Origin of the sequence: Mesorhizobium xinjiangense (assembly GCF_009749525.1) — a bacterium.
Classification (GTDB): Bacteria; Pseudomonadota; Alphaproteobacteria; order Rhizobiales; family Rhizobiaceae; genus Mangrovimarina; species Mangrovimarina xinjiangensis.
Map to the genome: position 1 here is coordinate 96,491 of NZ_WOAC01000007.1, position 26,139 is coordinate 122,629.

The 26,139-nt window shown below is 63.7% G+C and carries 23 protein-coding genes; 14 read left to right on the top strand and 9 right to left on the bottom strand.

All coding sequences use genetic code 11. From position 1 onward, the window contains the following. Positions 1-11: 11 nt before the first annotated feature. Complete coding sequence (locus GM909_RS09750; protein ID WP_157016194.1) at positions 12-452, bottom strand: hypothetical protein; 441 nt, start codon at positions 450-452, stop codon at positions 12-14. 6 nt (positions 453-458) lie between these two features. Next, entirely contained in the window at positions 459-2,621 is a 2,163-nt protein-coding gene (locus GM909_RS09755; protein ID WP_157016284.1) for a TonB-dependent hemoglobin/transferrin/lactoferrin family receptor, read from the bottom strand. Between the two features lie 258 nt (positions 2,622-2,879). Between GM909_RS09755 and hemP the strand changes: the two genes are divergently transcribed. Genes hemP through GM909_RS09780 form a run of 5 tightly spaced genes read left to right on the top strand, consistent with a single transcriptional unit; the run spans position 2,880 to position 7,034 of the window. Further along, positions 2,880-3,107 (top strand): hemin uptake protein HemP, encoded by a 228-nt coding sequence (gene hemP, locus GM909_RS09760; protein WP_407941270.1) that lies wholly within the window; start codon positions 2,880-2,882, stop codon positions 3,105-3,107. A 10-nt stretch (positions 3,108-3,117) separates the two neighbouring features. Then, positions 3,118-4,176 (top strand): hemin-degrading factor, encoded by a 1,059-nt coding sequence (locus GM909_RS09765; protein WP_157016195.1) that lies wholly within the window; start codon positions 3,118-3,120, stop codon positions 4,174-4,176. A 10-nt stretch (positions 4,177-4,186) separates the two neighbouring features. Beyond that, positions 4,187-5,119: a heme/hemin ABC transporter substrate-binding protein gene (locus tag GM909_RS09770; RefSeq protein ID WP_157016196.1), complete on the top strand. Its 933-nt coding sequence runs from the start codon at positions 4,187-4,189 to the stop codon at positions 5,117-5,119. A 9-nt stretch (positions 5,120-5,128) separates the two neighbouring features. Continuing rightward, on the top strand, positions 5,129-6,232 hold the full coding sequence (locus tag GM909_RS09775) for a FecCD family ABC transporter permease (RefSeq protein WP_157016197.1): 1,104 nt from the start codon (positions 5,129-5,131) through the stop codon (positions 6,230-6,232). Positions 6,233-6,245: 13 nt separating this feature from the next. After that, on the top strand, positions 6,246-7,034 hold the full coding sequence (locus GM909_RS09780; RefSeq protein WP_157016198.1) for a heme ABC transporter ATP-binding protein: 789 nt from the start codon (positions 6,246-6,248) through the stop codon (positions 7,032-7,034). A gap of 32 nt (positions 7,035-7,066) precedes the next feature. Here GM909_RS09780 and rirA read toward each other — a convergent pair whose 3' ends face one another. Continuing rightward, positions 7,067-7,528 (bottom strand): iron-responsive transcriptional regulator RirA, encoded by a 462-nt coding sequence (gene rirA, locus GM909_RS09785; RefSeq protein WP_157016199.1) that lies wholly within the window; start codon positions 7,526-7,528, stop codon positions 7,067-7,069. Positions 7,529-7,783: 255 nt separating this feature from the next. On the opposite strand from rirA, the gene GM909_RS09790 reads away from it, so the two are divergent. Both GM909_RS09790 and GM909_RS09795 read left to right on the top strand, forming a co-directional pair. Next, positions 7,784-8,842 carry a sugar phosphate isomerase/epimerase family protein gene (locus GM909_RS09790; protein ID WP_157016200.1) on the top strand — a complete coding sequence of 353 codons (1,059 nt, stop codon included), beginning with the start codon at positions 7,784-7,786 and terminating at the stop codon, positions 8,840-8,842. A 40-nt stretch (positions 8,843-8,882) separates the two neighbouring features. Beyond that, positions 8,883-10,058, top strand: a complete 1,176-nt coding sequence (locus GM909_RS09795) for a Gfo/Idh/MocA family protein (protein ID WP_157016201.1) — start codon at positions 8,883-8,885, stop codon at positions 10,056-10,058. A gap of 20 nt (positions 10,059-10,078) precedes the next feature. Here the strand turns inward: GM909_RS09795 and GM909_RS09800 are convergent, their stop codons facing one another. Then, complete coding sequence (locus GM909_RS09800; protein WP_268890764.1) at positions 10,079-10,660, bottom strand: TetR/AcrR family transcriptional regulator; 582 nt, start codon at positions 10,658-10,660, stop codon at positions 10,079-10,081. Positions 10,661-10,820: 160 nt separating this feature from the next. Between GM909_RS09800 and GM909_RS09805 the strand changes: the two genes are divergently transcribed. Together GM909_RS09805 and GM909_RS09810 are read left to right on the top strand one after the other, a co-directional pair. After that, on the top strand, positions 10,821-12,032 hold the full coding sequence (locus tag GM909_RS09805; protein WP_157016203.1) for an efflux RND transporter periplasmic adaptor subunit: 1,212 nt from the start codon (positions 10,821-10,823) through the stop codon (positions 12,030-12,032). Beyond that, positions 12,029-15,112 (top strand): efflux RND transporter permease subunit, encoded by a 3,084-nt coding sequence (locus GM909_RS09810; RefSeq protein WP_157016204.1) that lies wholly within the window; start codon positions 12,029-12,031, stop codon positions 15,110-15,112. The genes GM909_RS09805 and GM909_RS09810 overlap by 4 nt, the downstream gene beginning before the upstream one ends. A gap of 317 nt (positions 15,113-15,429) precedes the next feature. On the opposite strand, the gene GM909_RS09815 is transcribed toward GM909_RS09810, so the two are convergent. Beyond that, positions 15,430-16,407: a hypothetical protein gene (locus GM909_RS09815; RefSeq protein WP_198174191.1), complete on the bottom strand. Its 978-nt coding sequence runs from the start codon at positions 16,405-16,407 to the stop codon at positions 15,430-15,432. Positions 16,408-16,527: 120 nt separating this feature from the next. Here GM909_RS09815 and GM909_RS09820 point away from each other — a divergent pair, with 120 nt between their 5' ends. After that, entirely contained in the window at positions 16,528-17,115 is a 588-nt protein-coding gene (locus GM909_RS09820; protein WP_235911791.1) for a nitroreductase family protein, read from the top strand. A 5-nt stretch (positions 17,116-17,120) separates the two neighbouring features. Beyond that, the gene (locus GM909_RS09825) at positions 17,121-17,729 is read left to right on the top strand and encodes a flavin reductase family protein (protein ID WP_157016205.1); all 609 of its coding nucleotides are present in this window, start codon (positions 17,121-17,123) and stop codon (positions 17,727-17,729) included. Between the two features lie 10 nt (positions 17,730-17,739). Here GM909_RS09825 and GM909_RS09830 read toward each other — a convergent pair whose 3' ends face one another. Together GM909_RS09830 and GM909_RS09835 are read right to left on the bottom strand one after the other, a co-directional pair. After that, positions 17,740-18,618, bottom strand: coding sequence for an HpcH/HpaI aldolase/citrate lyase family protein (locus GM909_RS09830; RefSeq protein WP_157016206.1), 879 nt, complete (start codon positions 18,616-18,618; stop codon positions 17,740-17,742). Positions 18,619-18,620: 2 nt separating this feature from the next. Beyond that, on the bottom strand, positions 18,621-19,076 hold the full coding sequence (locus GM909_RS09835) for a MaoC family dehydratase (RefSeq protein ID WP_157016207.1): 456 nt from the start codon (positions 19,074-19,076) through the stop codon (positions 18,621-18,623). 147 nt (positions 19,077-19,223) lie between these two features. Between GM909_RS09835 and GM909_RS09840 the strand changes: the two genes are divergently transcribed. Beyond that, positions 19,224-20,360 (top strand): DUF2336 domain-containing protein, encoded by a 1,137-nt coding sequence (locus tag GM909_RS09840; RefSeq protein WP_157016208.1) that lies wholly within the window; start codon positions 19,224-19,226, stop codon positions 20,358-20,360. 14 nt (positions 20,361-20,374) lie between these two features. On the opposite strand, the gene parE is transcribed toward GM909_RS09840, so the two are convergent. Further along, entirely contained in the window at positions 20,375-22,447 is a 2,073-nt protein-coding gene (gene parE, locus GM909_RS09845) for a DNA topoisomerase IV subunit B (RefSeq protein WP_157016209.1), read from the bottom strand. Between parE and GM909_RS25735 the strand changes: the two genes are divergently transcribed. Further along, positions 22,403-22,963 carry a ribbon-helix-helix protein, CopG family gene (locus GM909_RS25735; protein WP_198174192.1) on the top strand — a complete coding sequence of 187 codons (561 nt, stop codon included), beginning with the start codon at positions 22,403-22,405 and terminating at the stop codon, positions 22,961-22,963. The two genes, parE and GM909_RS25735, sit on opposite strands and share 45 nt — an antisense overlap. Continuing rightward, positions 22,954-23,289, top strand: a complete 336-nt coding sequence (locus GM909_RS09855) for a type II toxin-antitoxin system PemK/MazF family toxin (protein WP_157016210.1) — start codon at positions 22,954-22,956, stop codon at positions 23,287-23,289. The genes GM909_RS25735 and GM909_RS09855 overlap by 10 nt, the downstream gene beginning before the upstream one ends. A gap of 32 nt (positions 23,290-23,321) precedes the next feature. Here the strand turns inward: GM909_RS09855 and gcvP are convergent, their stop codons facing one another. Continuing rightward, positions 23,322-26,129, bottom strand: coding sequence for an aminomethyl-transferring glycine dehydrogenase (gene gcvP, locus GM909_RS09860; RefSeq protein ID WP_157016211.1), 2,808 nt, complete (start codon positions 26,127-26,129; stop codon positions 23,322-23,324). Between the last annotated feature and the right edge of the window lie 10 nt (positions 26,130-26,139).

The following is a 26,139-nucleotide window of genomic DNA, read 5'->3' on the forward strand; positions in this document are numbered from 1 at the left end:
ATACGTTGGGTTCAGCTGCCGAATGCGACCGGCGACTTGGTTTCGGTTTTCAGATTGGCGATGCAGGCATTCGCGGCAACGTCGTCGCCCTGACAGGCCGTGGCGTCGTCGACCAGAACGCGCGAGACGGCCGGGCAGTCGACGCCGGGCAGGTCGAACTGGCGTACCTTGGTCTTTCCGGCGGGCAGCGCCTTGAAATCGAGCACGCTGAGACGGTCGACCAGCCCCTTCTGGTCGAACAGGACGATCTCGAAGGCTGCCTTGTCGAGCGGCTTGCCGAGGTCGTTGGTGACGACGAAGGTGAGCCGGCAGCCGGCCTGGGATTTCTCGAGGCCGTTGAGTTCCATGGCCAGGGCTGGCGCCGGCTCTTCGGCCTGCGCCAGCCCTGCACAGGCAGGCGACATCGCAATCACCGCGGTCAGGAGACGGATCAATGTCGCTGCTTGTTTCATGTTGTCTTAGCCTCCAAAGCGTAGGGTTGCGGCCAACTTCAGCGTCAGGCCGGGTTCGTAGATGATATCCGTTGTGGTTGCGTTGAGCGGGTTGGCGTAATGCTCGTCAAAAAGGTTGTCGGCACGGAAATCCAACCGGAAATTCTCGTTCGGCCGATAGCTGGCGAATGCGTTGACGAGCGTATAGTTGTCCGCGAAGGTCGCCCCCTCCGGAACATCGTTGTACTGGACTTCGCCGCCGATCGTCAGCTTCTCTTCGAGCAGGCGCATGCCAAGATGCGCCGTGACCTGGGAGTTCGGCACGGTCAGAAGGTCTTCACGCTCCCCGTCCTGGATCGTGTAGCCATCGATGATGGATGCCGTCAGACCACCGAACCAGCGACCCGCATCGTAGACGGCCTCGAATTCGAAGCCGCGGATCTTGGCTTCCGCGAAGTTCTGGTACTGAAAGCAGGTGGGAACGTAGCTGCCGCCCATCCATATCGGCGTTAATGTGGGAATGTACGGACAACCGTCCGTGCCGGCATCGATCGACTTGCCGCCGATATAGTCGTCGATGTCGTTGTTGAAATAAGCCGCTTTGAGCCGCAAGGTGTCATCGGCGAGGGCGATGCCGTCTTTCGCGTAATTAACGCCGAACTCCCATGTTTTTGCCGTTTCGGGCTTCAGGTCGGGGTTCGGCAGGAAGGGGAAGACGACGCCGTTGGGATGCAGGCCGCTGATCAGCGTTTCGGTAACGGAAGGCGACCGATACCCTTCGGCGTAGGTGCCGTAGAACTGAAGTCCTTTCCAGGTCTCATCCGTGAATGGTGACACGCCTACGGTGATGCGCGGTGAAACGCGGTCACCGGAATTGTCGGTTGAACCGCCCTCCAATTCGTAATTGTCGTAACGCAGCGCCCCGATGACCTCGAGCCATTCGTAGGTAATCTTGTCCTGGACATAGGCTCCCCAGACGGTTCTGTTGCCCGAAGGCGTGTAGACGTCGCTGCCGCCACCGGCGTTCTCGGTGACGACCTCGTCCTTCAGCCAGTCCCCGCCATAGGTCAATTCGTGGGAGATCAGACCGGTATCGAACCGCGAGGTGTTCCAGGCATCGAACCCGTAGGTGTCGAGATCATAGGTGGTCTGGGAGCCGGCCGGGATGATCGTCGGGGCGCCTGTTGAGGAATCGAACTGGAACGCATCCGTCAGGTAGGTCTGGTCAAGGTTGGATTTGTTGTAGGACGCGTTGACATGCAGATCGAGCCAACTCGCCGCATCGTCGGTGATGTTGTATCGTGCCGTGAAGGTGTTCTGCTTGAGATCGGCATCATAGGCGCCGGACCCTTCTGTCCAGCTGTCGTCGGCACCGATCCATCCAAGCTTCAGTTCGCTGTTCTCGGTCGGTCGGATGGACGACTTCAACATTCCACTGAGAAGATCGAAACCGGACCCTTCCACCCGGTTGCCGTCACCATCCTTGTACTCGCCGTAATCGCGCCAGACGACGTTGCCCAGAACGTCGAAAGCGTCGCTAAAGCGATAAGCGCCAGTGCCGCTGGTCGTCCATCCGCTGCCGTTTGATTCATACTGTCCCGTAACGGAGAATGCATATGTCTCGTCCGGATGCAGAAAGTCGATCGCATCCTTGGTCTCGAAGAAGACGACGCCGCCGATCGCTCCGGAGCCATAGGTATTGGCAATTGGGCCACGTACGACATCGACCTGCTGGATCAGCATCGGATCGATGAAAAAGAGATTCTGTGTACCGTGCCCGGAGCGCTGAAAATTCTGCCGGGCACCATCGACGATGACTGCAACACGTCCAAAGTCCTGCAGGCCGCGGATATTGATTGTCGAAGCGGCTCTCTTTGAATCCATCTGGACCGCCACGCCAGGCACGCCGAACAGAACTTCTGACGGATTGGTCGCCATGCGCCGCTCGAGAACTTCGCCGGCGACCTGGCTGACGGAGCCAAGCGTTTCAAGTGCGCTCTCGCCGGTACGGCTGACAACCGTTATCCGATCCAGAACGGTGAGGCCGACTTCGCTGTCGGTTTGTGTTGCCTGTGCGACCGCCGCATCCTGCGCTGTAGCTTCCTGTGCGGCTGCTTCGCCAGCCGTCAATCCAATGACCGCGACGCCGGCCAACAGTGCCGCCGACCGGCGCCACCTCGTTGCCGACATGTCGTGATGCCATGCGCTATCGACCCGATCCGGGTAGCCGTGAACCAGCCCCATCTGCCCTCTCCTGAAATGTGTTCGTGCTGGCTGACACGTCATCGTTGTGTGCGCTTGCTCGCGGTTGTCGGTTGGCCCGTTCGCGTTTAAACTTGACTCATTGCGTCCGGTATTGCACTTCCTAATAAACATGATAATTACTGTCAAGAAATCAAATCGGAGATTCCCGACCCGCCAAGCCAGCTCTGCGCAAGCCCGGCGCGAATGGAGGAGATGGACGTGAACAGCATGCGCTACACCGTTGAATTCGCACGGCGCGACAGGTCTCCCGCTTATCGGCGCGACGAGCAGGCGGCCCGCCAGCCGTTTGACATGAAGACGATCAGCAGCAACTCGCTCTTCGAAGGCGGCAAGGAGATCGGAATCGAGCATGGCGGCGCGCTCTACCGTCTGAAAATCACCCGTCAGGGCAAGCTCATTCTCAACAAGTAGGGGGCCATTGATGACCATCGACGTCAGACCGACGCCGGAAGCGATCCGCGCCGCGTGGGCGGACAATCCCAAGATGCGCGAGCGCGACCTGGCAAATCAGCTCGGCATATCGGAGGCCGAGTTCGTCGCCGCCTATTGCGGCATTTCGGCGCGCAGGATCGTGCCGGATGTGGACAAGCTTCTGGGCGGCATCGGCGCCGTCGGCGAGGTCATGGCGCTGACGCGCAATGAAAGTGCCGTGCACGAGAAGATCGGCCCCTATGACAAGCCCGTGGCCGGAAAGCATGCCGCGATGGTTCTGGGCGCTGAGATCGACCTGCGCATCTTCCCCAAGCATTGGGTGCATGGATTTGCCGTCGAGAAGGCGGACGGCGAGCAAGTGCGCCGCAGCCTGCAATTCTTCGATGCGGCGGGCGAGGCCGTGCACAAGATTCATTTGCGCCCGTCTTCCGATGTCGAGGCCTATGAGCGCCTCGTGCGCGACATGCTGGCGCCCGATCAGTCGCAGACGGTCGCGATCGCCACCGACGGTGACAAAGCCGAAGAGCCTGCCGCCGAACCGGATCTGACGGAACTGCGTCGGCGCTGGGGCACGATGACGGACGTGCATCAGTTCGCCGGCATTTTGCGCGACATGAAGTTGACGCGCCGCAAGGCGGTGGAAGTCATCGGCCGCGATTTTGCCTGGCGGCTCGACAACGGCGCGGTCGAGGCGATGATGCGCCATGCCGCGCAGGAAGACGACCTGCCGATCATGTGCTTCGTCGGCAATCGCGGCTGCATCCAGATCCATTCCGGGCCGATCCGGGAGATCAAGCCGATGGGGCCGTGGCTCAATGTGATGGATCCGACCTTCCATCTTCATCTGCGGCTCGACCACATCGCCGAGGTTTGGGCGGTGCGCAAGCCCAACAAGGATGGCCATGTCACCTCGATCGAGGCCTATGGAGCGGACGGGTCGATGATCATCCAGTTCTTCGGCAAACGAAAGGAAGGGGTGGACGAGCGGCCGGACTGGCGTTTCATCGTCGAAAACCTGCCGCAAGTCCCGCATTCCACGGCAGCGTGAGGCACAGGCCATGACGACCACATCATCCCGGCGACGCTTGATGCAGGCAGGCGCCTGCCTATTCACCCTAGCGCTCACCGTCTTTCCGGTGCTGGCGCCGCCGCCCGGCGGCGAAAGGGCCTTTGCCGGCGAGCAGGCGGCCGTTGCCGCCGAGGCGCGTCGCATCGTCGGCGTCGGCGGCTCGGTCACCGAAATCGTCTACGCGCTCGGTGAACAGGACAGGCTGGTGGCGCGTGACTCGACCAGCCAGTTTCCCGAGGCGGCGCTCAAACTGCCCGACATCGGCTATATGCGGGCGCTTTCGCCCGAAGGTGTGCTCTCGGTCAATCCCGACGCGATCATAGCGCTTGAGGGCAGCGGTCCGCCGGAGGCCGTCGACGTTCTGGAAAAGGCAAGCGTGCCCATGGTGGTCGTTCCCGAGACATTCGACCGCGACGGCATCCTGGCCAAGATTCGCACCGTTGGCGCGGCGATCGGGGCGGACGACAAGGCCGAGGCGCTGGCGCGCGAGGTCGGCAGCGAGCTCGACGCCGCGCGCGCGCTGACCGAAGGCATCGCCGAGCCCAGGCGCGTCCTGTTCATCTTGAGCATTCAGGGCGGCAAAGTGCTCGCCTCGGGCACCGGCACCGCTGCCGACGGCATCATTGCGCTCGCCGGCGGGCAGAATGTGATCACGGAATTCGAGGGCTACAAGCAACTGACCGACGAGGCGGTGATCAACGCGCGCCCGGATGTCATATTGATGATGGATCGCGGTGGACCCGACCACGGGCCGGTGGCAGATCAGCTGTTCTCCAATCCGGCTGTTGCCGCCACGCCGGCCGGTGCGTCGAAGCGCCTGATCCGCATGGACGGAAACTATCTGCTCGGCTTCGGGCCGCGCACGGCGGCTGCCGCACGCGACCTCGCGGCCAGTCTCTATGGCGACAAGATCACACACTGACCGGGCCGCATGGTGGATACTGTCGTGAGCGCGCCGCAGGCGGCGGAAGATCGTATGGTTGCGGGTGACCGATCAGGGCGGGCCCGGCTGGCGTTCGCCGTCCTGATGGTGCTGCTGGCGGTGACTGCGGCGGCCAGCCTCGGATACGGGGCGGCCGACGCGTCGGCCTGGCGCGTTCTTGCCGGTCTCTTCGCGCCCGGTGGCGAGAATGGCGGGCTTCAGGCGCTTCGCCAGAACATCATCATCTATGAAATCCGATTGCCGCGTGTGGTGCTCGGCATACTCATCGGTGCCGCGCTCGCGGTGTCCGGCGCCGTCATGCAGGGGCTGTTCCGCAATCCGCTGGCCGATCCGGGCATCGTCGGCGTCTCGGCCGGCGCCGGCCTCGGCGCAATCAGCGTCATCGTGCTCGGCACGACGTCGCTCGCTCCGCTCGTTCAATGGCTCGGCATCTATGCCCTGCCGTTCGCCGCCTTTCTGGGTGGTCTGGCCACGACACTTCTTCTTTATCGCGTGGCGACCCGCAGGGGACAGACCTCGATCGCAACCATGCTCTTGGCCGGCATCGCGCTCGGCGCCATGGCCGGGGCGTTTTCCGGCGTGCTGGTCTTTTGGGCCGACGACCGCCAGCTGCGCGACCTTACCTTCTGGGGGCTCGGCTCGCTGGCCGGCGCGACCTGGACCAAGATCGCGGCAGCCGGGCCGATCATCGTCGCCGTCCTGTTGACGGCGCCGTTCCTGGCCCGCGGGCTCAACGCGATGGCGCTCGGCGAGGCGACGGCCAATCACCTGGGCATTCCGGTGCAGCGGCTGAAGAATGTCGCCATCGTCGCCGTGGCGGCGGCCACGGGCGCTTCCGTGGCCGTTTCCGGCGGCATCGGCTTCGTCGGCATCGTCGTGCCGCACCTGCTGCGGCTGCTGATCGGGCCGGACAACCGCTATCTGCTGCCATGCTCGGCTTTGCTCGGCGCCAGCCTGCTCTTGATCGCCGATGCGGTCAGCCGCACCATTGTCACGCCGGCCGAACTGCCCATCGGCATCGTCACCGCGGCGGTCGGCGGCCCCTTCTTCCTGTGGATCCTGCTGCGCCGGCGCGGCGTCATCGATCTTTGATGCGGAGACGACCATGATCGAAGCGAACGACGTATCGGTATTCATCGGCAAGCAGTGCATCGTAACCGGCGTCGACTTCAAGGCCCCTCCGGGTGCGCTGGCGGCGGTCGTGGGTCCCAACGGCTCGGGCAAGACGACGTTTCTGCGCTCCCTGACGGGAGAGTTGCCCTATTCGGGACATATCGCGATCAATGGTGCGGAAGTGTCGGCCCTGAAACCATGGCGGCTTGCCGCGATGCGCGCCGTCCTGCCGCAGGCGACCAACCTGTCCTTTCCGTTCACCGTGCGCGAGGTGGTCGGCCTCGGCCTGAGCAGCGGCCGCTCGGGCGCGCTCGCCGGCGAGGGGGCGCGCCTGCCCGAACGGGCGCTCGCGCGCGTCGATCTCGACGGGTTCGCCGGCCGCTTCTACCAGGAGCTGTCCGGCGGCGAGCAGCAGCGTGTGCAACTGGCGCGCGTCCTGTGCCAGGTCTGGGCCCCGGTTCTCGAAGGCGTGCCGCGCTATCTCTTCCTGGACGAGCCCGTCTCGAGCCTCGACATCAAGCACCAGCTCATCATCATGCGCATCGCACGCGACTTCGCCGCGCGCGGCGGGGGTGTCATCGCCATCCTGCACGACCTCAATCTCACGGCGATGTTCGCCGACGTCGTCTTCGTCATGCATCGCGGGCGTCTGGCTGCCGCCGGCACGCCGACGGAAGTGCTGCGCGACGACATCATCGCCCGCGTCTTCGAATGCGACATGAAGGTCGGCATTTTACCGCGCGGCGACATGCCCTTCGTGCTGCCGCAATCGGCGGCATGACCCGGCTGCGCGCTCGGTATGCGCCGGTACGCTCAGTTGGCGATGGCGTGGCCGGTCGTCTCGTTGATGTTGAGCAGGTTGCGCATGTCGGGCCGATCCTTGACCAGATCGGCAATGGTGTAGCCGGCCAGGACCTCGAAAAACGCACCCAGCGCCTGGCGCAGCGCCGAGTTCAACGCGCAGCTGTCGACGAGCGGGCATTCGGTTGCGTCGTTCTCGAAGCACTCGGCCATGGCGAAGTTCTCTTCCGTCACCCTGACGACATCGAAAAGCGTGATGTCGGTGGCCGGCTTGCCGAGCTTCACGCCGCCGTTGCGGCCGCGGACCGTTTGGACAAAGCCGTTCTCGACGAGCGGCTGCAGGATCTTGAACAGAAAAAGTTCCGATACCGAATAGGCGGCCGCGATCTCCGGAATACGGCTCAGCCGGCCGTCATTGGCCGCGCAGTACATGAGAATGCGGATTGCGTAATTCGTCTGACGCGTGAGTCGCATGACAACTCCTATGCAGACGCATCTTCTCATGAAGACGCATCGTCTTGCTGGTATCTGCTCCTTGTTTAGAAGGATTCCAGAATGGATGCTAGAGGGGGTTGCAAATAAACTTGATAACAAGAGTCCTGTTATGAAAGCGTGCCGTCAGATGCGCCACCAAGGAGTGATTGATGGCTGCCGCCTGATATGCTTTCGATAGGACACAGTCCGGTGAATCGATTTATTTCGGACGAAACATGATGTGGAGGAGGCGCAATGCCGGCAACGATCAAGGGACCCGCTCTTTTCCTGGCGCAGTTCGCAAGCGACGAGGCACCTTACAATACACTGCCGGCGATCGCCGAATGGGCTGGCGGGCTGGGCTACAAGGGCATCCAGATCCCGACATGGGACGGACGGCTGTTCGATCTGGAAAAGGCGGCCGAATCACAAGCCTATTGCGACGAGGTCAAGGGCATCTGCGCCGATGCCGGGGTGGAGATCACCGAACTGTCGACCCATCTGCAGGGCCAGTTGGTGGCAGTCCATCCCGCCTATGACAGCCAGTTCGACGGTTTCGCGCCGGCCTCTGTGCACAACAATCCCAAGGCGCGCCAGGAATGGGCGGTGCGCCAGCTCATGCTTGGCGCCAGGGCGTCGCGCAATCTCGGTCTCGACGTATCGGTTTCGTTCACCGGGGCGCTGGCCTTTCCCTATCTCTACCCCTGGCCGCAGCGCCCGGCCGGCCTGATCGAGGAGGCGTTCGGCGAACTGGGCCGGCGCTGGAAGCCGATCCTCGACGCCTATGACGAGGCCGGTGTCGATATCGGCTACGAGATCCATCCTGGCGAGGACGTCTTCGACGGGGCGACCTTCGAGATGTTCCTCGATGCCGTCGGCGGGCACGCGCGAGCCAACATCAATTACGATCCGTCGCATTTCCTGCTGCAGCAGCTCGACTACCTAGCCTTCATCGACATCTATCACGAACGCATCAAGGCCTTTCACGTCAAGGACGCCGAGTTCAACCCGGACGGACGCCAGGGGGTCTATTCGGGCTATCAGGGCTGGGTCGGCCGGGCAGGGCGGTTCCGGTCGCTGGGCGACGGGCAGGTCGATTTCTCCGGCATCTTCTCCAAGCTGACGACCCATGGCTACGATTCCTGGGCCGTGCTGGAGTGGGAATGCTGCCTGAAGAACCCCGAGGACGGGGCGGCCGAAGGCGCGCCCTTCATCGCCCATCACATCATTCGCGTCACCGACAAGGCGTTCGACGATTTCGCCGGCGGCACGACCGACCGGGCGGCACTGCGCAAGATGATGGGCATCGAATAAGGTGCGGCAACACAACGTCGCGACAAAGGAGGAGGCAGGCATGACCAGTGGCAGAAGCGACAACGCACCGATCCGCTACGGGATGGTGGGTGGCGGGCAGGGCGCCTTCATCGGCGGCGTGCACCGGATCGCCGCGCGGCTCGACGGGGCATTCGAACTCGTCGCCGGTGCCTTGTCGTCCGACCCGGAAAGGGCGCGCGCCTCGGCGGTCGAACTGGGTCTCGACGCGGAGCGCAGCTATGCGTCGTTTGCCGATATGGCCACGGCCGAAGCGCAGCGCTCCGACGGCATCGAGGCTGTTGCCATAGTCACGCCGAATCACATGCACTGGCCGGCCGCGCAAGCTTTCCTGAAGGCGGGCATTCACGTGATATGCGACAAGCCGCTCACCTCGAATCTCGCAGATGCCAGAAAGCTCGTGGATCTCGTCGAAGCGTCCGGCAAACTCTTCATCCTGACGCATAACTACACCGGCTATCCCATGGTGCGACAGGCGCGAGACATGGTGGCGGCCGGCGAGCTCGGAACGATCCGGGTCGTGCAGGCCGAATATCCGCAGGACTGGCTGACGACACGGATCGAGGACAGCGGCCAGAAACAGGCCGCCTGGCGTACCGACCCCGCCAAGACGGGCGCCGGCGGCGCGACGGGCGACATCGGGACGCACGCCTATAATCTTCTTCGTTTCGTCAGCGGCCTGGAACTCGACAGCCTGGCGGCCGATCTCGACGCCTTTGTCGAAGACCGGCCAGTCGACGACAATGCGCATGTGATGCTGCGCTTCAAGGGCGGCGCAAAGGGCATGCTGTGGGCGAGCCAGGTTGCGCCGGGAAATGAGAACGGGCTGACCTTGCGCGTCTATGGCAGCAAGGGCGGGCTGGAATGGCATCAGGAGCAGCCGAACCATCTGTGGTACACGCCATTCGGCGAGCCGAAACGTCTGATCACGCGCAACGGCGCGGGCGCCGGGCCGTCCGCGGCCCGTGTCAGTCGTGTGCCGGCAGGGCACCCGGAAGGCTATCTGGAGGGTTTTGCGAACATCTACGCCGAAGCCGCGCGGGCTATCCGGGCGGCGCGGCAAGGCGGCAGGCCGCCGGCCGAGGCTGTCTATCCGAGCGTGTATGACGGGCTGGAGGGCGTGGCGTTCGTCGACGCATGCGTCAAATCGTCCCGAGACGATGGTGCCTGGACGGGTCTCGATCTGGCGCGAGGGTGACGCGGCTCGGCTGGGGCGCTTCAGGCACTGCCGTCCAGCATCAGTTCCAGTCGCTTCAAGACGTCCGTCTTTTCGGCCTCGGTCAGGATTTCCGTGCCGATCAGCTGCGACAGGCGCAGGCCTTCGATCGCGAGCACGGTGATCAGGGCGAGTTCGGGATCTCTGGAGGTTGTCTTCAGGCGCTCGAACAGTTCGCGATTGAAACGGCGGACGGGTTCTAGAAAATCGGGGTTTTCGGCCAGTGCGGCGAGCATTCCCGCAGGCGGCCCCTTTTTCACGGATTCGTCACATCGCGTGAGCAACAGAAAGGCCGTGCACAGGGCGTTGGGCGATGCCGCCCGTTCAGCCGCCTCGTGATCAAGCCGCGTCTTGAATTCGGCCAGATGTTCTTCGACGATTGCTTCAAGCAACTTGGCCTTGTTCGAGAAATTGTAGAGCAGGCCGCCTTTCGACAGGCCGGCGCGTGCCGCGACGGCTTCCAGCGACATGGCGGCGGGGCCATATTCGGCGACGAGTTCGGATGCCGCCTTTAATATTTTAGCGCGAGATGATAACGGCTTTTTCGCCGCCGGCGTTGATTGTTCGGGCTGTGATGATGATATGAGCTGATCGGCCAATCGTTTATTCCGCATGGCTGCAATGACTTGACTTAACCGTCCAGACGGTACAGTAATTCGCCGCCTCGGCGCAAGCCGTCATATTTGCCATCTCCAACCCGCAGCGGTCGGCTGAAAAGCCGGAACGGACTCGGAGCCTCACACGATGATTAAACGCTTTGTCATAGCCTTCGTTCTGCTTGCGATTCTGGTAGGCGGATTGATCGGCTTCAATCTGTTCCGCGACAAGGCGATCCAGGATTTCTTCGCCAATATGCAGCGTCCCGCCGTCACCGTCTCCACGGTCACTGTGGAGCCGCTGAGCTGGAAGCCGGACGTCCAAGCGATCGGTACCGTCAATGCGGTGCGCGGCGTCGACCTGACGGTCGAAACCTCGGGCATCGTCGACACGATTCTGTTCGAGGCGAACGACACGGTCGAACAGGGTGCGATGCTGATGCAGCTCAAGGCAGAGGTTGAACGTGCGGATCTGGACGCGGCCAGGGCGCAGGCGGCCCTCGATCAGCAATTGCTCAACCGCGCCCTGCAATTGAGGGAGCGCGGCGTGAGCTCCGAAACCACGGTCGACAGCCAGCAGGCGGCGGCTACGGCATCGACCTCGCAGGTCGCGAAGCTGGAGGCGGTGCTGGACCAGAAGCAGCTTATCGCGCCGTTCGGCGGTACGATCGGCATCCCGCATATCGAGAAGGGTCAGTATCTTTCGCCCGGCACGACGGTGGCCACGCTGCAGGATACCGAGACGATGCGCGCCGATTTCACCGTGCCCGAACAGGAACTTCCGCTGATCGAGATCGGCCAGCCGGTGCGGATTGGCCTTTCGGCGGACAACATGCCGTTTGAAGGACGCATCACCGGCATCGAGCCGAAGATCGATCCGCAGACGCGGCTCGTCGCCGTGCGGGCCGAAATCAGCAATCCCGAAGGCAAGCTGACGCCGGGACAGTTCGCGCAGGTGGCGGTCATGCTGCCGCAGGAGGACAATGTCGTGGCGCTGCCCCAGACGGCGGTCGTGACCAGCCTTTACGGCGACTATGTCTATGCCGTGGTTGAGGCCGAGGTCGAGGGTGGTGCAACGCCGGCGGCCGCCGGCGAGGGCGATGGCCAGTCGGACGAAGCTCAGGCGAGCGATGACGCGCAGGCGCAAGACGAGGAGGCCGGTCCGGCGCTGGTCGCGCGGCAGATCTTCGTCAAGACCGGCCGGCGCTCTGGCGGGTTGGTCGAAATCGTCGAGGGCGTGGCAGCCGGAGAACAGATCGTCACGGCCGGCCAGAACCGTCTCAACAACGGCTCGCCCGTCAACATCGACAACTCGGTCAATCCGAGCGCTTCGCTCACCCAGCAGGCAGCCGCACAATGAGTTTTTCAGATATCTTCATCCGACGGCCGGTTCTGTCGAGCGTCCTGGGGTTGCTGATCCTGCTTCTGGGTTTCCAGGGCATGTTCAACATGTCCGTGCGCGAGTACCCGGAAGTCGAGGAAACGGTCATCACGATCACGACCACCTATGCCGGCGCCAGCCCGGATCTCATCCAGGGCTTCATCACCGCGCCAATCGCGCGGGCGGTCTCGACGACCGAGAATATCGACTATGTGACGTCGCAGAGCCGCCCCTCGGCGAGCGTCGTTACCGTTCACATGGAGCTCGGGTCGGATCCCGACGTCGCGCTCACCGAAGTCATGTCGAAGGTGCAGCAGGTCACCGGCGACCTGCCCTCCGACGCCGACGACCCGACGATCGTGAAGGGAACGGGGCAGCAATTCGCCATCATGTATCTGGCGATGCAGAATCCCAACATGACGAGTGAGCAGCTCACCGAATATATCGAGCGCGTCATCCGTCCCCGCATGTCCACCATCGAGGGCGTCGCCGAAGTGCAGATCATGGGCGCGGCCAACTATTCAATGCGCGTGTGGATCGATCCGGTGCGCCTTGCCGCGCGCGGGCTGACCGCCGCCGAGGTGCTGAGCGCCATCAACGCCTCGAACTACCTCTCCGCGCCGGGCAAGACCAAGAACGAATATGTCGCCTATTCGATCACGCTGAAGTCGACGCTGCAGACGCCGGAGGCATTCGGATCGCTGCCGCTCAAGTCGGAAGGCGACGATGTGGTGCGGCTGCGCGATGTGGCGCGGGTGGAACTGGCCGCCGAAAGCACCGACACGATCGTGCAGTTCAACGGCGAGCCGGGCACCTTTATCGGCATCTTCCCGACGCCGGCGGCCAACCCGCTCAGCACGGCGGGCGCCGTCATCGACGAATTGCCGGCGCTGCAGGCGAGCCTGCCCGACGGCATGTCGATCACGCTGGTCTACGACGCCACGGAACAGATCGGTGCGTCGATCGAGGAGGTTTTCAAGACGATCGCCGAGGCCGTGGCCATCGTCGTGGTGGTCATCCTCCTGTTCCTCGGGTCTTTCCGCTCGGTGGTGATGCCGATCGTGACGATCCCGCTTTCGCTCATCGGCGTGTGCTTCTTCCTGTTCGCGATGGGTTATTCGCTGAACCTCCTGTCGCTGCTCGCGATGGTGCTGGCGATCGGTCTCGTGGTCGACGACGCGATCGTCGTGGTGGAGAACATCCACCGTCACATCGAGGAGGGCCAGTCGCCGATGTCGGCCGCCTTCCGGGGCATGAAGGAGATCACCGGTCCGGTTGTGGCAATGACCATCACCCTTGCTGCCGTCTTTGCGCCGCTCGGCTTCACGGGCGGTCTGACCGGCTCGCTGTTTCGCGAGTTCGCCTTCACGCTTGCCGGCGCCGTTGTCATCTCGGGCATCGTGGCGCTGACGATTACGCCCATGATGTCGGCGCGCATGCTCAAGGCCGGTGGCCACAGCCGGTTCCAGCAGATTGTTGACAACACGTTCGAGCGTCTCGCCAATCTCTACGAGAGGCTCGTTTCCGGCTCGCTGAAATATCGTCCCGTTACGCTGATGATCGCTGTCGTGCTCGTGGCGCTCACCGGCGTCCTGGCGATGAAGACGTCGAGCGAACTGGCGCCCGAGGAGGATGTCGGCGCTCTCTTCGCCCTGGTCAACGCACCGCGCTACGCGACGACGGAGTATACGCAGCTTTACGCCGATCAGATGCGCCAGTTGACCAAGGACCTGCCCGAGCTGAAGGCCAATTTCTCGATCGCCGGCTTTGACGGCCAGACCAATTCCGGCATCGCCGTATGGGCCTTCAAGGACTGGTCCGAACGCGAGCGCTCACAAAAGGAACTGCAGGAGGACATCCAGCAGCGATTGTCCAAGGTCGCCGGGGTGGAGGCGCTCATCTTTGCGCCGCCGACACTGCCGGGAACCGGCGGCGGTCTGCCGATCTCCGTCGTGGTCCAGTCGACCGGCGATGCCAGCCAGGTCTACGAGATTGCCGAGGAAATCAAGCGCGAGGCGGAGGCGAGCGGGCGCTTCATCGTCGTCCAGAATTCTCTCTCCTTCGACGCGCCGGAGGTCACGCTGACCATCGACCGCGACCGGGTGGCCGCGCTCAACATCCCGATCAGCGAAGTCGGCGCGACGCTGGGCCTTCTGGTGGGTGGCGGCTCGATCGCCCAGTTCGACCGCGATTCCAACAGCTACGACGTCATCACCCAGGTGCCGGACGAGTTCCGCAACAACCCGCATCGCCTGGGCGAATTCTTCGTGCGCAGTGCGAGCGGCGAGATGGTGCCGCTGTCGGCCGTGGTGTCGGTGTCGACCAATGCGTCGCCGGCGGCGATCGAGCAGTTCGATCAGCTCAACTCGGCGACGATCTCGGCGCTTCCGCTACCGACCGTGACCACGGGCGACGGATTGCAGACGATCGTCGATATTGCCGAGCAGCGGCTGCCGGAAGGCTTTTTCCTCGACTATTCGGGGCAATCGCGGTTGGAGGTCGAGCAGGGCAACACCATCGTGATCGCCTTCGCGATGGCCATTGTCGTGATCTATCTCGTTCTGGCGGCGCAGTTCGAGAGCTTCCGCGATCCGCTCATCATTCTGATGACGGTGCCGCTGGCCATCTTCGGAGCGATCGTGCCGCTCAATCTCGGCCTGGGGACGCTCAATATCTACACCCAGGTCGGGCTGATTACGCTGATCGGCCTCATCACCAAGCACGGCATCCTGCTGGTGGAGTTCGCCAATCAGCAGCGTGAGGATCACAGCCTGTCGAAATTCGACGCCATCGTCGCTTCGGCCAAGGTACGCCTGCGTCCGATCCTGATGACGACGGCGGCCATGGCGCTCGGCGTGGTGCCGCTGATTACGGCCGAAGGGGCAGGGGCCGCGGCGCGTTATTCGATGGGTCTGGTGATCTTTTCCGGCATCCTCGTCGGCACCATGTTCACGCTCTTCGTCGTGCCGATGTTCTACACCTACCTGTCGCATCCCGACCGGGAGCCGCAGGAGGACGATGTCGCCGAGATGGCCTCGGCCGTGCCCGGCCACGGCTAGAAAATGTTCCAGCATATTGATCTGGCGCGCATTCATCGCGCCAGCATGTTGAAATGCAGGAAACGCCCCGTTCGCGCGGGGCGTTTTCTTTTGTTGGCTTTTTGGGGTGGCTGATGACGACGCCAAATCCGCCATCGGCGGGTGCCGTCAATCTTGCATCGTCGCCGCCGGCGCGCCTGATGAGCAAGGCGCTCCTCTCATCGATCGGAGCGGGGCCCATCGCATCGCCGAGAACGGGTTCTGCGTAGCCCGGGTGGGCGAAGGATGCCATCGTCGAGGGTCTGTCGGGGTCTGCGTTCAGACGCGAACGCCAATCTCTAATCCAGAGAGACGCTTTCGCGTGCTTCTGCGTTCTGCGGGGCGGCGGTGATGACCTCCACGTCCTGATTGCGCCCCGGCACCACTTCGAAATCGCGCTGATAGAGCCGATCGCGGTTCTTCGCCACGACCGTATATTCTCCCTCGGACAACACCATGGCGGCGAAGGCGCCGACGCTTTCCGTCACCAGGTCGCCCGAACTCGTCAGCACCGACCAGGACGTGTCGGCGATGGCTTCGCCGCCGGCTTCGCGCACGAGCTTGAGCGTTATCTGGGCGGCGCGGTGCTCGACCGTCGCTTCGGTGAGCTTGCCGGGTTCGACGCGCAGATCGGAGCGGATCACGGCGTTGATCTTCCCGTAGGTCGAGACGACATGATAGGTTCCAGCGCTCAAGCGCACGATGGTGTCCGAGCGTACGTCGGGAATGATGAGGGCGCGCTCGCCATTCGCGTCCTTTTCGACCTCGTAGATCGAGAAGCGCAGTTTTCCCGGAGGAATATCCACATCGCCCGACAGAACTGCGTCGAGTTTCAGGCCGCCGGCGTCGAGGACGAAGCTTTCGCGGTGGCCGTTGCGGTCGACCACGATCCGCTTGGTCGCCCCTGCACGCCCGAAGGAGGCGTGGACGAGGTAGGAGCCGGGATCGAGATTGAATGACGTCGTGCCGCCTTTGGCCGAAGCCACCAGGGGCAGTTTGCCGTCCGGGCCGGCCTCCGGCTTGAAGATGCGCCAGACGAGACCCTTCGACACCTCGGCGCCGTCATCGGTCAGCTGCGCCGAAAGGGTGATGCGGCCGATGCCGGCCGAAAGCGGCATATCGTTGTTCTGCATCGGCGGGGCGAAGCTCGAAATGTCCGGGACGTCGAGCGACAGGCCCGGGTCCGAGAACTCCTGTGCCCAGGCCGCGGCCGGGGCCAGTGCAACGGCGCAACCGAATGCAAGCTGTGTGAACTGTGTGGCAAGACCCCTCAACATGGCTTGCCATCAAACCCGAGCCGGTGGCAATTTCAAGGCCATGGCGGCAGGAATCGCTTCTGCCAGCAAAATTGCACACATTCCTGTGCCGCATGCCAACCCCTTGGAAGGATTTCCGAATTGAATCCATCTTCTGTCGAGTTCCTGCTGGCGCGTAAGTCACCGCCGATCGCCGAACTCAGCGAGCCTGCGCCGAGCGACGATGACATCGCCACGATGATTCGCATCGCCTCGCGCGTGCCCGATCACGGCCGGCTGGCGCCCTGGCGGTTCGTGCTCTACCGCGGCGAGGCGCGCAAGCGCATTGGCGAAAGGCTTGCAGAACTCGCGGAGCAGCGCGAGGGGCCGTTGCCGGAGGCACGGCGGCAACAGGAACTGACGCGTTTTTCGCGTGCCCCCATTGTCATCGGCGTCATATCGACGCCGCGCGAAAACCCGAAAATCCCCCAATGGGAGATGTTCCTGTCGGGTGGGGCGGCGGCGATGAACCTGGTTCACGCGGCGCATGCCCTGGGGTATGCCGCCAACTGGATCACCAACTGGTATTCCTACGATGCCGAGGCGCGTCAAATGCTCGGTCTGGCGCCTGATGAACGCGTGATCGGATTCGTTCATATCGGCACCCATTCCGGCGAGGTCTTCGAGCGCCCACGGCCTGATCCGGCAACGCTTCTCGCCGAATATACCGGTCCTCAACAAAGCGAGTAAAAAGAATGTTTTACGAACCCGCCAAGGGTCACGGCCTGCCACATGACCCTTTCAAGGCGATCGTCGCGCCGCGGCCGATCGGCTGGATCTCGACCCGCAACGCCGCCGGCGAGCTCAACCTGTCGCCCTATTCCTTCTTCAACGCCATTTCGAGCAACCCGCATCTCGTCTGGTTCTCCTCGGAAGGGGCCAAGGACAGCGCTACATTCGCGCGCGAAAGCGGCGAGTTCGTCGCCAATCTGGTCAGCCGCGATCTCGTCGAACAGATGAATGCCTCCTCGGTCGATGCGCCGCGCGGAACGAGCGAATTCGGCTATGCGGGGCTGACGCCCGAACCGTCGCGCCTCGTCGCCGCGCCGCGGGTGAAGGAAGCCCACGCGGCGCTGGAATGCCGCGTGACGGATGTTCTCGAGCCACAAGGACTGGACGGCAACTCGGCCGGCGTGTTCGTGGTGATCGGCGAAGTCGTCGGCGTTCATATCGACGAGGCGGTCATGACCGACGGCCTGTTCGACATCGTCAAGGCCGGCAACGTGGCCCGCCTGGGCTATATGGATTACTCCGCGGTGACGGAGACCTTCGCCATGCGCCGGCCGCGCTGGACGAAGGATTAAATCTGCGCGATCACGCGACGCCGGCCGCACTGGCGCGCGCCAGAAGACGTTCGGCGCGCTTGAGATGCGGCATGTCGTACATCTTGCCGTCTATGCCGACCACGCCGGGATTGCCGGCCGCAGCGAAGGCGTCGACGACCATGCGCGCCTCGGCAAGGGCGTCGGGCGATGGGGTGAAGACTTCGTTGATGATCGCGACCTGCCCGGGATGGATGGCCAGCTTGCCGGTAAATCCGTCGCGCTCGGCTGCGATACATTCGCGCCGCAGGCCGTCGGGATCCCTGAAATCGACAAACACCGTGTCGATGGCGGATGTCTCGGCCGCAGACGCCGCCAGGACGGTCAATGCGCGGGCCAGACGAAAGACGTCCGTATAGACGCCGATTTCGTCCCTGTTCGTGCGTGCGCCGATATCGGCCGAAAGGTCCTCCGCACCCCATGTCACGCCGTCGAGACGCGGCTGGCCGGGGCGGTAGGACGGTGCGGCCAGTACGCCGGCGGCGGTTTCGGTAATGATGGGCAGGACGCGCGTCGAGCCGTCGTCGGCGCCGGCATTGGCTTCCTCGACCCTCAGCATGGCCGAAAGACGGTCGAGGTCGGGTGCACCGGCGCATTTGGGCAGCATGATGCCGTGCGGGCGCGCCGGCATGACGGCGGCCAGGTCATCGGCGGTCGAGCCGCTTGAAAGATCGTTGACGCGCACATAGAGCCGGGACGCGGTCTGCTTGCCCGCCGCGGCAATGAAGCTGTGGGCGATCGCCCGCGCCGCCTTCTTGTTGGCCGCCGACACCGAGTCTTCCAGGTCGACGATCAGAACGTCGGCGCCGGCGGCGAGCGCCTTTTCCAGCTTGCGCTCGGAATCGCCGGGAACGAACAACAACGAGCGCATCGCTACACCGCCTTCTTCTTCATCATCATGGCCTGGCGCACGCAGCGGGCAACGAGGACGTTGTTCTGGTTGAAGGCCCGGTGCTCGAATTCGACGATCCCGCGATCGGGCTTGGATTTCGACCCGCGCACCGTGCGGATTTCCGTTTCGACCCGGATCGTATCTCCATGGAAGACGGGGTGCGGAAAGACGGTCTCGCTCATGCCGAGATTGCCGATCGTGGTGCCCAGCGTCGTGTCGTGAACCGAGATGCCGATCATCAGCCCGAGCGTGAACAGCGAGTTGACCAGCGGCTTGCCCCATTCGGATCTGGCCGCGAAATCGAAATCGATGTGCAGCGGCTGCGGATTGAGCGTCATGACCGAGAACATCATGTTGTCGCTTTCCGTCACGGTTTTCGTCAACTGATGGCGGATGACCTGCCCGACCTCGAATTCCTCCAGATAAAGACCTGCCATCAACATCCTCCAGCGCTGTGCCCTGCCGCTTGATAGCGGCGCCGGGCGGCCCCGGCAAGAAGGGCACGGTGGTTAAGAAATGTGGTGAACCCTTCGTAAACCAATTGGCCTTAGCTTCTCATCGAGGGCATTCGGGGTAGGCGGGAAATGATTGTCCAACATATGCTGAAATGGATCGACACGGCGCGTGTCGCCGAACGCGCGGCTGCGGCGGATGCGCTGGCGCGGGCCTATGTGACGTCGCAACTGGGTTTCGAGGAGCGATGCGCAGCGGAAGGGCTTTTGACGCTGCTTCTCGATGATCCGTCGCCGAAGGTGAGGCTGGCCATTGCCGAGCCGCTTTCGCTTACCGACAGGGCGCCACTTCAGGTCATTCACGGGCTGGCCATGGACCAACCGGAGGTGGCCGCGCCGATCCTGGCGCTTTCACCCATGCTGAGCGATGCCGACCTGATCGAGCGGCTGGGCGAGACGGTGCCGGCAAACCAGCGGCTCATCGCCTCGCGGGCACGGGTTTCGATGGAGCTTTCGGCGGCGATTGCCGAGCTCTGCGACGCGGCAGCCTGCATGGAACTGGTCGCCAATTCGGGCGCTGCGATTGCCTCGGTCAGCTTCCGCCGCATGGCCGAGCGCCATGGTCACGCAGGAGAGCTGCGCGACATGTTGCTGAGGGATGAGCGGGTGCCGGCCGACACCCGCCACCTGCTTCTCGTCATGCTTGGAGAGGCCCTGCGCGCCTCGCCATTGGTCTCCGCGCTGATGAGCAAACAGCGTGCTGACAGACTTTTCCACGAGGCCTGCAGCAAGGCGTCGCTGACCCTGATCGATGCCACGGACCCTGAGGAACATGCCGCACTGGTCGAGCATCTGCGTATCCGTGGCGATCTCACGACCGCTTTCGTCGCGCGGCTCGTCGCCTACGGCAAGATCGATTTCTTCGGCGCGGTGCTTGTGGCGCTGACGGGACGGCCCGCCTCACGCATTCGCGGCATCCTGGCGTCGGGACGCGATGTCGCCGTGGCGGCAACGCTGCGCGCGGCGGGCATGCCGGAAGCCAGCCATGTGGCCGTGGCTGCGGCACTCGGATTGTGGCGGGAGGTCGCCAACGGCAAGCGGGTCGCCGGCGCCCAGGAGGTCAGCTGGCTGATGATGAAGTCGGCCGAGGCGGGAACGGATCGCTCGGACAAGGCCGCTGGCGAACTGGCCAGCCTGTTCAGGTCGATTCATCTGGAAGCGCTGCGCGACAATGCGCGCGGCCATGCACTGGCGATGGCGGCGGCCTGACGGGAGGCCGTCCCTCAGATATCCAGTTCGTCGGCGAACTCGGCGTTCTCCTGGATGAAACGGAAACGGCTCTCGGCCTTGGTGCCCATCAGGGCATCCACCGAGCGCCGCGTCGCATCGGCGTCCTCGATAACGTCGACGCGTAGAAGCATCCGCTTTGCCGGGTTCATCGTCGTTTCCTTAAGCTGCGAGGCCATCATCTCGCCCAGGCCCTTGAAGCGCCCGATCTCGACCTTGCCGCGTCCGGTGAATTCCTGGCGCAGCAGTTCGTCCTTATGTGCGTCGTCGCGCGCATACATGGTCTTGCCGCCCTGGCTGATGCGATAGAGCGGCGGCACGGCCATAAAGAGGTGGCCGTTGCGGATGAGCTCGGGCATCTCGCGGTAGAAGAAGGTGATGAGCAGCGACGCGATATGGGCGCCGTCGACGTCGGCATCCGTCATGATGATGATGCGTTCGTAGCGCAGATCCTCTTCGCGGTATTTCGTGCGCGTGCCGCATCCCAGCGCCTGGATGATATCGGCGATCTGCTGGTTGGCACTGAGTTTTTCGTGCCCGGCACTGGCCACGTTGAGGATCTTGCCGCGCAGGGGCAGTATCGCCTGCAGGGCACGGTCGCGCGCCTGTTTGGCCGAGCCGCCGGCCGAGTCGCCCTCGACGATGAAGAGCTCGGCACCGGCGGCGGCGTTCTGGGTGCAGTCGGCCAGCTTGCCCGGCAGGCGCAGTTTGCGCACCGCACTCTTGCGGCTGACTTCGCGTTCCTGGCGCCGGCGCACGCGTTCGTCGGCGCGCGCGATCACCCAGTCGAGGAGCTTGGAGGCTTCCTGCGGATTGTCGGCCAGCCAATGGTCGAAGGCGTCGCGCAGGGCGTTTTCGACGATGCGCTGGGCTTCCGCCGTGGCCAGCCTGTCCTTGGTCTGGCCGACGAATTCCGGCTCACGGATGAAGACCGAGAGCATGCCGGCGGCCGAGATCATCACGTCCTCGTTGGTGACGATGGAGGCGCGCTTGTTGCCGACGAGCTCGGCATAGGCGCGCAGGCCGCGCGTCAGGGCGTTGCGCAGTCCGGCTTCGTGCGTTCCACCTTCGCCTGTCGGGATCGTGTTGCAGTAGGAATTGAGAAAGCCGTCGCCGCCATACCAGGTGACGGCCCATTCGACCGAACCGTGGCCTCCCTGTTTCTCGCTCTTGCCGGCGAAAATCTCGCGTGTGACCTGGAATTCCGAGCCGAGGGAGGCGGCGAGATAATCCTTCAGCCCGCCGGGAAAGTGGAAGACGGCGCTGGCCGGCGTGTCGTCCTTTTCACCCAGCAGTTCGGGCGCGCAGGTCCAGCGGATTTCAACGCCGCCGAACAGATAGGCCTTCGAGCGCGCCATGCGGTAAAGCCGCGCCGGCTCGAATTGCGCGCCCTTGCCGAAGATCTGGGCGTCGGGGTGAAACCGGATCCGCGTGCCGCGCCGGTTGTGCACCTCGCCGAGCTTTTCCAGCGATCCCTGCGCAACGCCGCGGGCGAAGCGCTGCCGGTAGAGCTGGCGGCCGCGCGCGACCTCGACCTCAAGAACGTCCGACAGCGCGTTGACCACGGAGACGCCGACGCCGTGCAGCCCGCCCGAGGTCTCATAGACCTTGCTGTCGAACTTTCCGCCGGCATGGAGCGTCGTCATGATGACTTCGAGCGCCGACTTGTCCTTGAATTTCGGATGCGGGTCGATCGGAATGCCGCGGCCATTGTCGGTCACGGTCAGGAAGCCGTCAGCATCGAACTCGACCTCGATGAAGGTCGCGTGACCGGCGACAGCCTCGTCCATGGAATTGTCGATCACCTCGGCGAAAAGGTGATGCAGCGCCTTCGAATCCGTTCCGCCGATATACATGCCCGGGCGCCGGCGTACCGGTTCAAGCCCCTCGAGCACCTCGATATCGGCGGCGCTGTAGCCGTCGATGCTTTCCTTGCGGACCGCCGCCTGCTTGTCACGTTCGGCGAGCAGCGGGTCGCGCCGGGCCTTCTTCGGGGCCGCGGCCGGTTTGGCGGCGGAGTCCGGTTGGGCGTCGCCCAGGGAGGCAAACAGATCCGTGTTGTCGTCCATGAATGCAGCGTTCCAGTCGAATCACCACCGATACTGCCATGGAAAGCGGCGGGAAGGGTATCGGTTCTCTTTGTGTTCGCCTCGATAAAGCATCCCGCGACCCGCTTCAACCGGCGAGTATCCCGGCGCAAGGTCATGTGGCCTGTGCCAGGCTTTGGTTGTGTTCAGGACAAGATGTCTTACATGTGGTATATGCAAGATGCAGACAAAGCGGAGCCGGCCATGTCCTATTTGAGACGTGAGCACAAGGGCGAGTCAGTGACCTTCAGGATCGATCCGAAGGCAAAAGAAGAACTCGTCCGGCTCGCCGAAACAGATCACAAGTCGCTTGGCGAATTGATGCGCGAGTTGGCAGAAGAAAGGCTGGCCAGGGAGCGGCGACGCGCCTTTGAAGCCGAAGCGCGCAGGCAGTCGATGGAAGCGGCCGCTGCCGCGGGTGACCAGAAGAGCGACGAACATGCGGTCATGCGTGAACTCGAAGCCGATCTGGATGCATTCGACGACGAATGGAAATAAGGCGCGGCGACCTTCTCACGATTGCCCTTGCGGGCGATTGCGGCAAGCCGCGTCCGGCCCTTGTCGTCCAGGACGATGCGTTCAGTGCCTTGGAATCCACCGCCATCCTGCGTCTGACGAGCGATGTGCATGACTGGCCATTGTTTCGCATCACTGTCGAGCCGACAGCGGCGAACGGCCTCAGGCAACGCTCGCAGGTCATGATCGACAAACCGGCCGCGGTGCCCCGGTCGAAAATCGGTCGCCGCATCGGCCGGATCGATGCGGCGACCCTCGAGGCGGTGGACGCCGCCCTTGCCCGGTTCCTGGGACTGTCAAGGCCCTGAAAAACGGGCTGTCCCTTGACGGTCGAGTGAGCTCAACTCGCCAGCGCTTCGACCGGCGGGCAGGAGCACACCAGGTTGCGGTCGCCGCCCACATTGTCGACGCGCGAGACCGGCGGCCAGTACTTGGCGAAATCCGGACTTTCGCCCATGGGGAACGCCGCTTCGCGCCGCGAATAGGGATGATGCCACGTGTCGCCCAGTGCGTCGGCTGCCGTGTGCGGTGCGTTGACCAGCGGATTGTCGTCGGCCGGCCATTCGCCCTTTTCGATCTTCTTGGCCTCCTTGGCGATCGCGATCATGGCATCGCAAAAACGATCGAGCTCCGACAGGGGCTCCGATTCCGTCGGCTCCACCATCAAGGTGCCGGCCACCGGCCACGACATGGTGGGGGCGTGGAAGCCGTAGTCGATCAGCCGCTTGGCGATATCCTCGACCGTGACCCCGGCCGTTTCCTTCAGGACGCGCGTGTCGAGGATGCATTCATGCGCGACGCGATGATTGCGGCCCGAATAAAGCAGCGGATAGTGATCCTTCAGCCGGCGCGCGATGTAGTTGGCATTAAGGATTGCCGTCTCCGTGGCGTGGCGCAGCCCCACCGCCCCCATCATGCGGATATACATCCAGGTGATCGGCAGGATCGATGCGCTGCCATAGGGTGCGGCGGCGACGGCGTGGCTGGTGCCTTGCGTCACATGGCCCGGCAGGAAGGGCTCCAGATGCGCCTTGACGCCGATCGGCCCGATGCCGGGTCCGCCGCCGCCATGCGGGATGCAGAAGGTCTTGTGCAGGTTCATGTGGCAGACATCGGCACCGAAATCGCCCGGCCGCGCCAGGCCCACCATGGCGTTGAGGTTGGCGCCGTCGAAATAGACCTGTCCGCCCTTGTCGTGGATGAGGGCGCAGATGTCGCGGATGCCCTCCTCGAACACGCCATGGGTCGAGGGATAGGTGATCATCAGCGCGGCGAGCTGGTCGCCATATTGTTCCGCCTTGGCCTTCAGGTCGTCGAGATCGACATTGCCTTCCTCGGTGCATTTGACGACGACGATGCGCATGCCGGCCATCGCCGCACTTGCCGGATTGGTGCCGTGGGCCGAAGAGGGGATGATGCAGATGTCGCGATGCGGCTCGCCGCGCTCCTTGTGATAGCGGCTGATCGCAAGAAGGCCGGCATATTCGCCCTGACTGCCGGCATTGGGCTGCAGGGAGACGGCATCAAAGCCGGTGATTTCGCCGAGCCAGCGTTCCAGGTCCTCGATCATCTGCCGGTAACCCTGGCTGTGAGGCGCCGGCGCGAAGGGATGCAGCCCGGCGACGCTCGGCCAGGAGACCGGCATCATTTCGGCTGCCGCATTGAGCTTCATGGTGCACGAGCCGAGCGGGATCATCGCCCGGTCTAGGGCGAGATCCTTGTCGGACAGCCGGCGCAGGAAGCGCATCATCTCGGTCTCGGAGCGGTTTTCGTGGAAGACCGGCTGGGTCATGAAACCGTCGCCGCGTCCGCCCGCCGGAAGAGCGGCTTTGGCCTGTTGAGGAACCTTGCCGCCGAAGAAGTCGGCGAGAGCGGCGAGATCGGCCTCATTCGAGGTTTCGTCGAAGCTGACGGCGATCCGGTCGTCGCCGATCCGGCGCACGAGCCGGCCGTCCTTTTCAGCCCGATCCGCGAGCGCCTGCGCCTTGCCGGGGCAGGAAACCGTGACGGTGTCGAAAAACTGTTTGCCAGCAATATCGTAGCCGGCATCGCTTACGCTCCTGGCGAAGCGCGTGGCGAGTTCGTGAACGCCGCGCGCCATTGCCTGCAACCCTTCCGGTCCGTGCCAGATGGCATAGGCGGCCGCCATGTTGGCAAGCAAGGCCTGTGCCGTGCAGATGTTGGACGTCGCCTTGTCGCGGCGGATGTGCTGTTCGCGCGTCTGCAGCGCCAGGCGGTAGCCCGGGCGGCCATGCGTGTCGGTCGACTGGCCGATGATGCGGCCGGGCATCAGCCGCGTGAGCTTGTCAGAGACGGCGAGATAGGCCGCATGCGGACCGCCAAATCCCATGGGCACGCCGAAGCGTTGCATGGAGCCCGCCACCATGTCGGCGCCGTGCTGCGCCGGGGCATCCAGGATCGTCAGCGCCAGCGGGTCGGCAACGACGATGACCAGCGCGCCGGCGGACCTGGCCTTTTCGATGATTGCCCCATGATCGCCGTAGACGCCGCAGGTGTCGGGCCACGGCACGATGAGGGCCGCCGTCTCGGCGTCGATCTCCTCGCCGTCGATCGTGATGTCCAGCGGTGCGGCACGCGTCTCGACGACATCCAGCACCTGCGGATGCAGGGCCCCCGCAATGGCGACCTTGTGGCGCTTGTCGCGGTGATGCCGGAGTGCGATGCCGACTGCTTCGGCAACCGCGGTCGCTTCGTCAAGCAGCGAGGCGGAGGCAACGGGCAGGCCGGTCAGTTCAGTCACCAGGGTCTGGAAATGGAAGAGCATTTCCAGCCGGCCCTGGCTGATTTCCGACTGATACGGCGTATAGGCCGTGTACCAGGCGGGATTTTCGAAAAGATTGCGCTGGATGACCGGTGGCACGACGCAGCCGTGATAGCCCTGGCCGGCGAAGCTCTTCGCCACGACGTTGTGGCTCATCATGGCACTCAGCTCTTCTAGCGCCGCCGACTCGCTCGCTGCTGCGGGCAGGTCGAGTTCGCCATCGAGCCGGATCGACTTGGGAATCGCCTGTGAAATCAGCGTCTCGCGCGACGTCAGGCCGAGCGCCTTGAGCATCGCGCGCTCGTCGCGTGTGCGCGGGCCGATATGCCGGGCCGCGAAATCGGCCGTCCTGTTGCCTGCAGTCATCGTGCTTGTC

Coding starts and splice junctions, on each gene's coding strand:
- rirA (WP_157016199.1), bottom strand. CDS start 7,528: ATGCGACTCACGCGTCAGACGAATTACGCAATCCGCATTCTCATGTAC.
- GM909_RS09765 (WP_157016195.1), top strand. CDS start 3,118: ATGACCATCGACGTCAGACCGACGCCGGAAGCGATCCGCGCCGCGTGG.
- GM909_RS09840 (WP_157016208.1), top strand. CDS start 19,224: ATGATTGTCCAACATATGCTGAAATGGATCGACACGGCGCGTGTCGCC.
- GM909_RS09780 (WP_157016198.1), top strand. CDS start 6,246: ATGATCGAAGCGAACGACGTATCGGTATTCATCGGCAAGCAGTGCATC.
- GM909_RS09855 (WP_157016210.1), top strand. CDS start 22,954: ATGGAAATAAGGCGCGGCGACCTTCTCACGATTGCCCTTGCGGGCGAT.
- GM909_RS09775 (WP_157016197.1), top strand. CDS start 5,129: ATGGTGGATACTGTCGTGAGCGCGCCGCAGGCGGCGGAAGATCGTATG.
- GM909_RS09790 (WP_157016200.1), top strand. CDS start 7,784: ATGCCGGCAACGATCAAGGGACCCGCTCTTTTCCTGGCGCAGTTCGCA.
- parE (WP_157016209.1), bottom strand. CDS start 22,447: ATGGACGACAACACGGATCTGTTTGCCTCCCTGGGCGACGCCCAACCG.
- GM909_RS09755 (WP_157016284.1), bottom strand. CDS start 2,621: ATGTCGGCAACGAGGTGGCGCCGGTCGGCGGCACTGTTGGCCGGCGTC.
- GM909_RS09750 (WP_157016194.1), bottom strand. CDS start 452: ATGAAACAAGCAGCGACATTGATCCGTCTCCTGACCGCGGTGATTGCG.
- hemP (WP_407941270.1), top strand. CDS start 2,880: ATGGAGGAGATGGACGTGAACAGCATGCGCTACACCGTTGAATTCGCA.
- gcvP (WP_157016211.1), bottom strand. CDS start 26,129: ATGACTGCAGGCAACAGGACGGCCGATTTCGCGGCCCGGCATATCGGC.
- GM909_RS09815 (WP_198174191.1), bottom strand. CDS start 16,407: ATGTTGAGGGGTCTTGCCACACAGTTCACACAGCTTGCATTCGGTTGC.
- GM909_RS09795 (WP_157016201.1), top strand. CDS start 8,883: ATGACCAGTGGCAGAAGCGACAACGCACCGATCCGCTACGGGATGGTG.
- GM909_RS09835 (WP_157016207.1), bottom strand. CDS start 19,076: ATGGCAGGTCTTTATCTGGAGGAATTCGAGGTCGGGCAGGTCATCCGC.
- GM909_RS09770 (WP_157016196.1), top strand. CDS start 4,187: ATGACGACCACATCATCCCGGCGACGCTTGATGCAGGCAGGCGCCTGC.
- GM909_RS09810 (WP_157016204.1), top strand. CDS start 12,029: ATGAGTTTTTCAGATATCTTCATCCGACGGCCGGTTCTGTCGAGCGTC.
- GM909_RS09825 (WP_157016205.1), top strand. CDS start 17,121: ATGTTTTACGAACCCGCCAAGGGTCACGGCCTGCCACATGACCCTTTC.
- GM909_RS09830 (WP_157016206.1), bottom strand. CDS start 18,618: ATGCGCTCGTTGTTGTTCGTTCCCGGCGATTCCGAGCGCAAGCTGGAA.
- GM909_RS09805 (WP_157016203.1), top strand. CDS start 10,821: ATGATTAAACGCTTTGTCATAGCCTTCGTTCTGCTTGCGATTCTGGTA.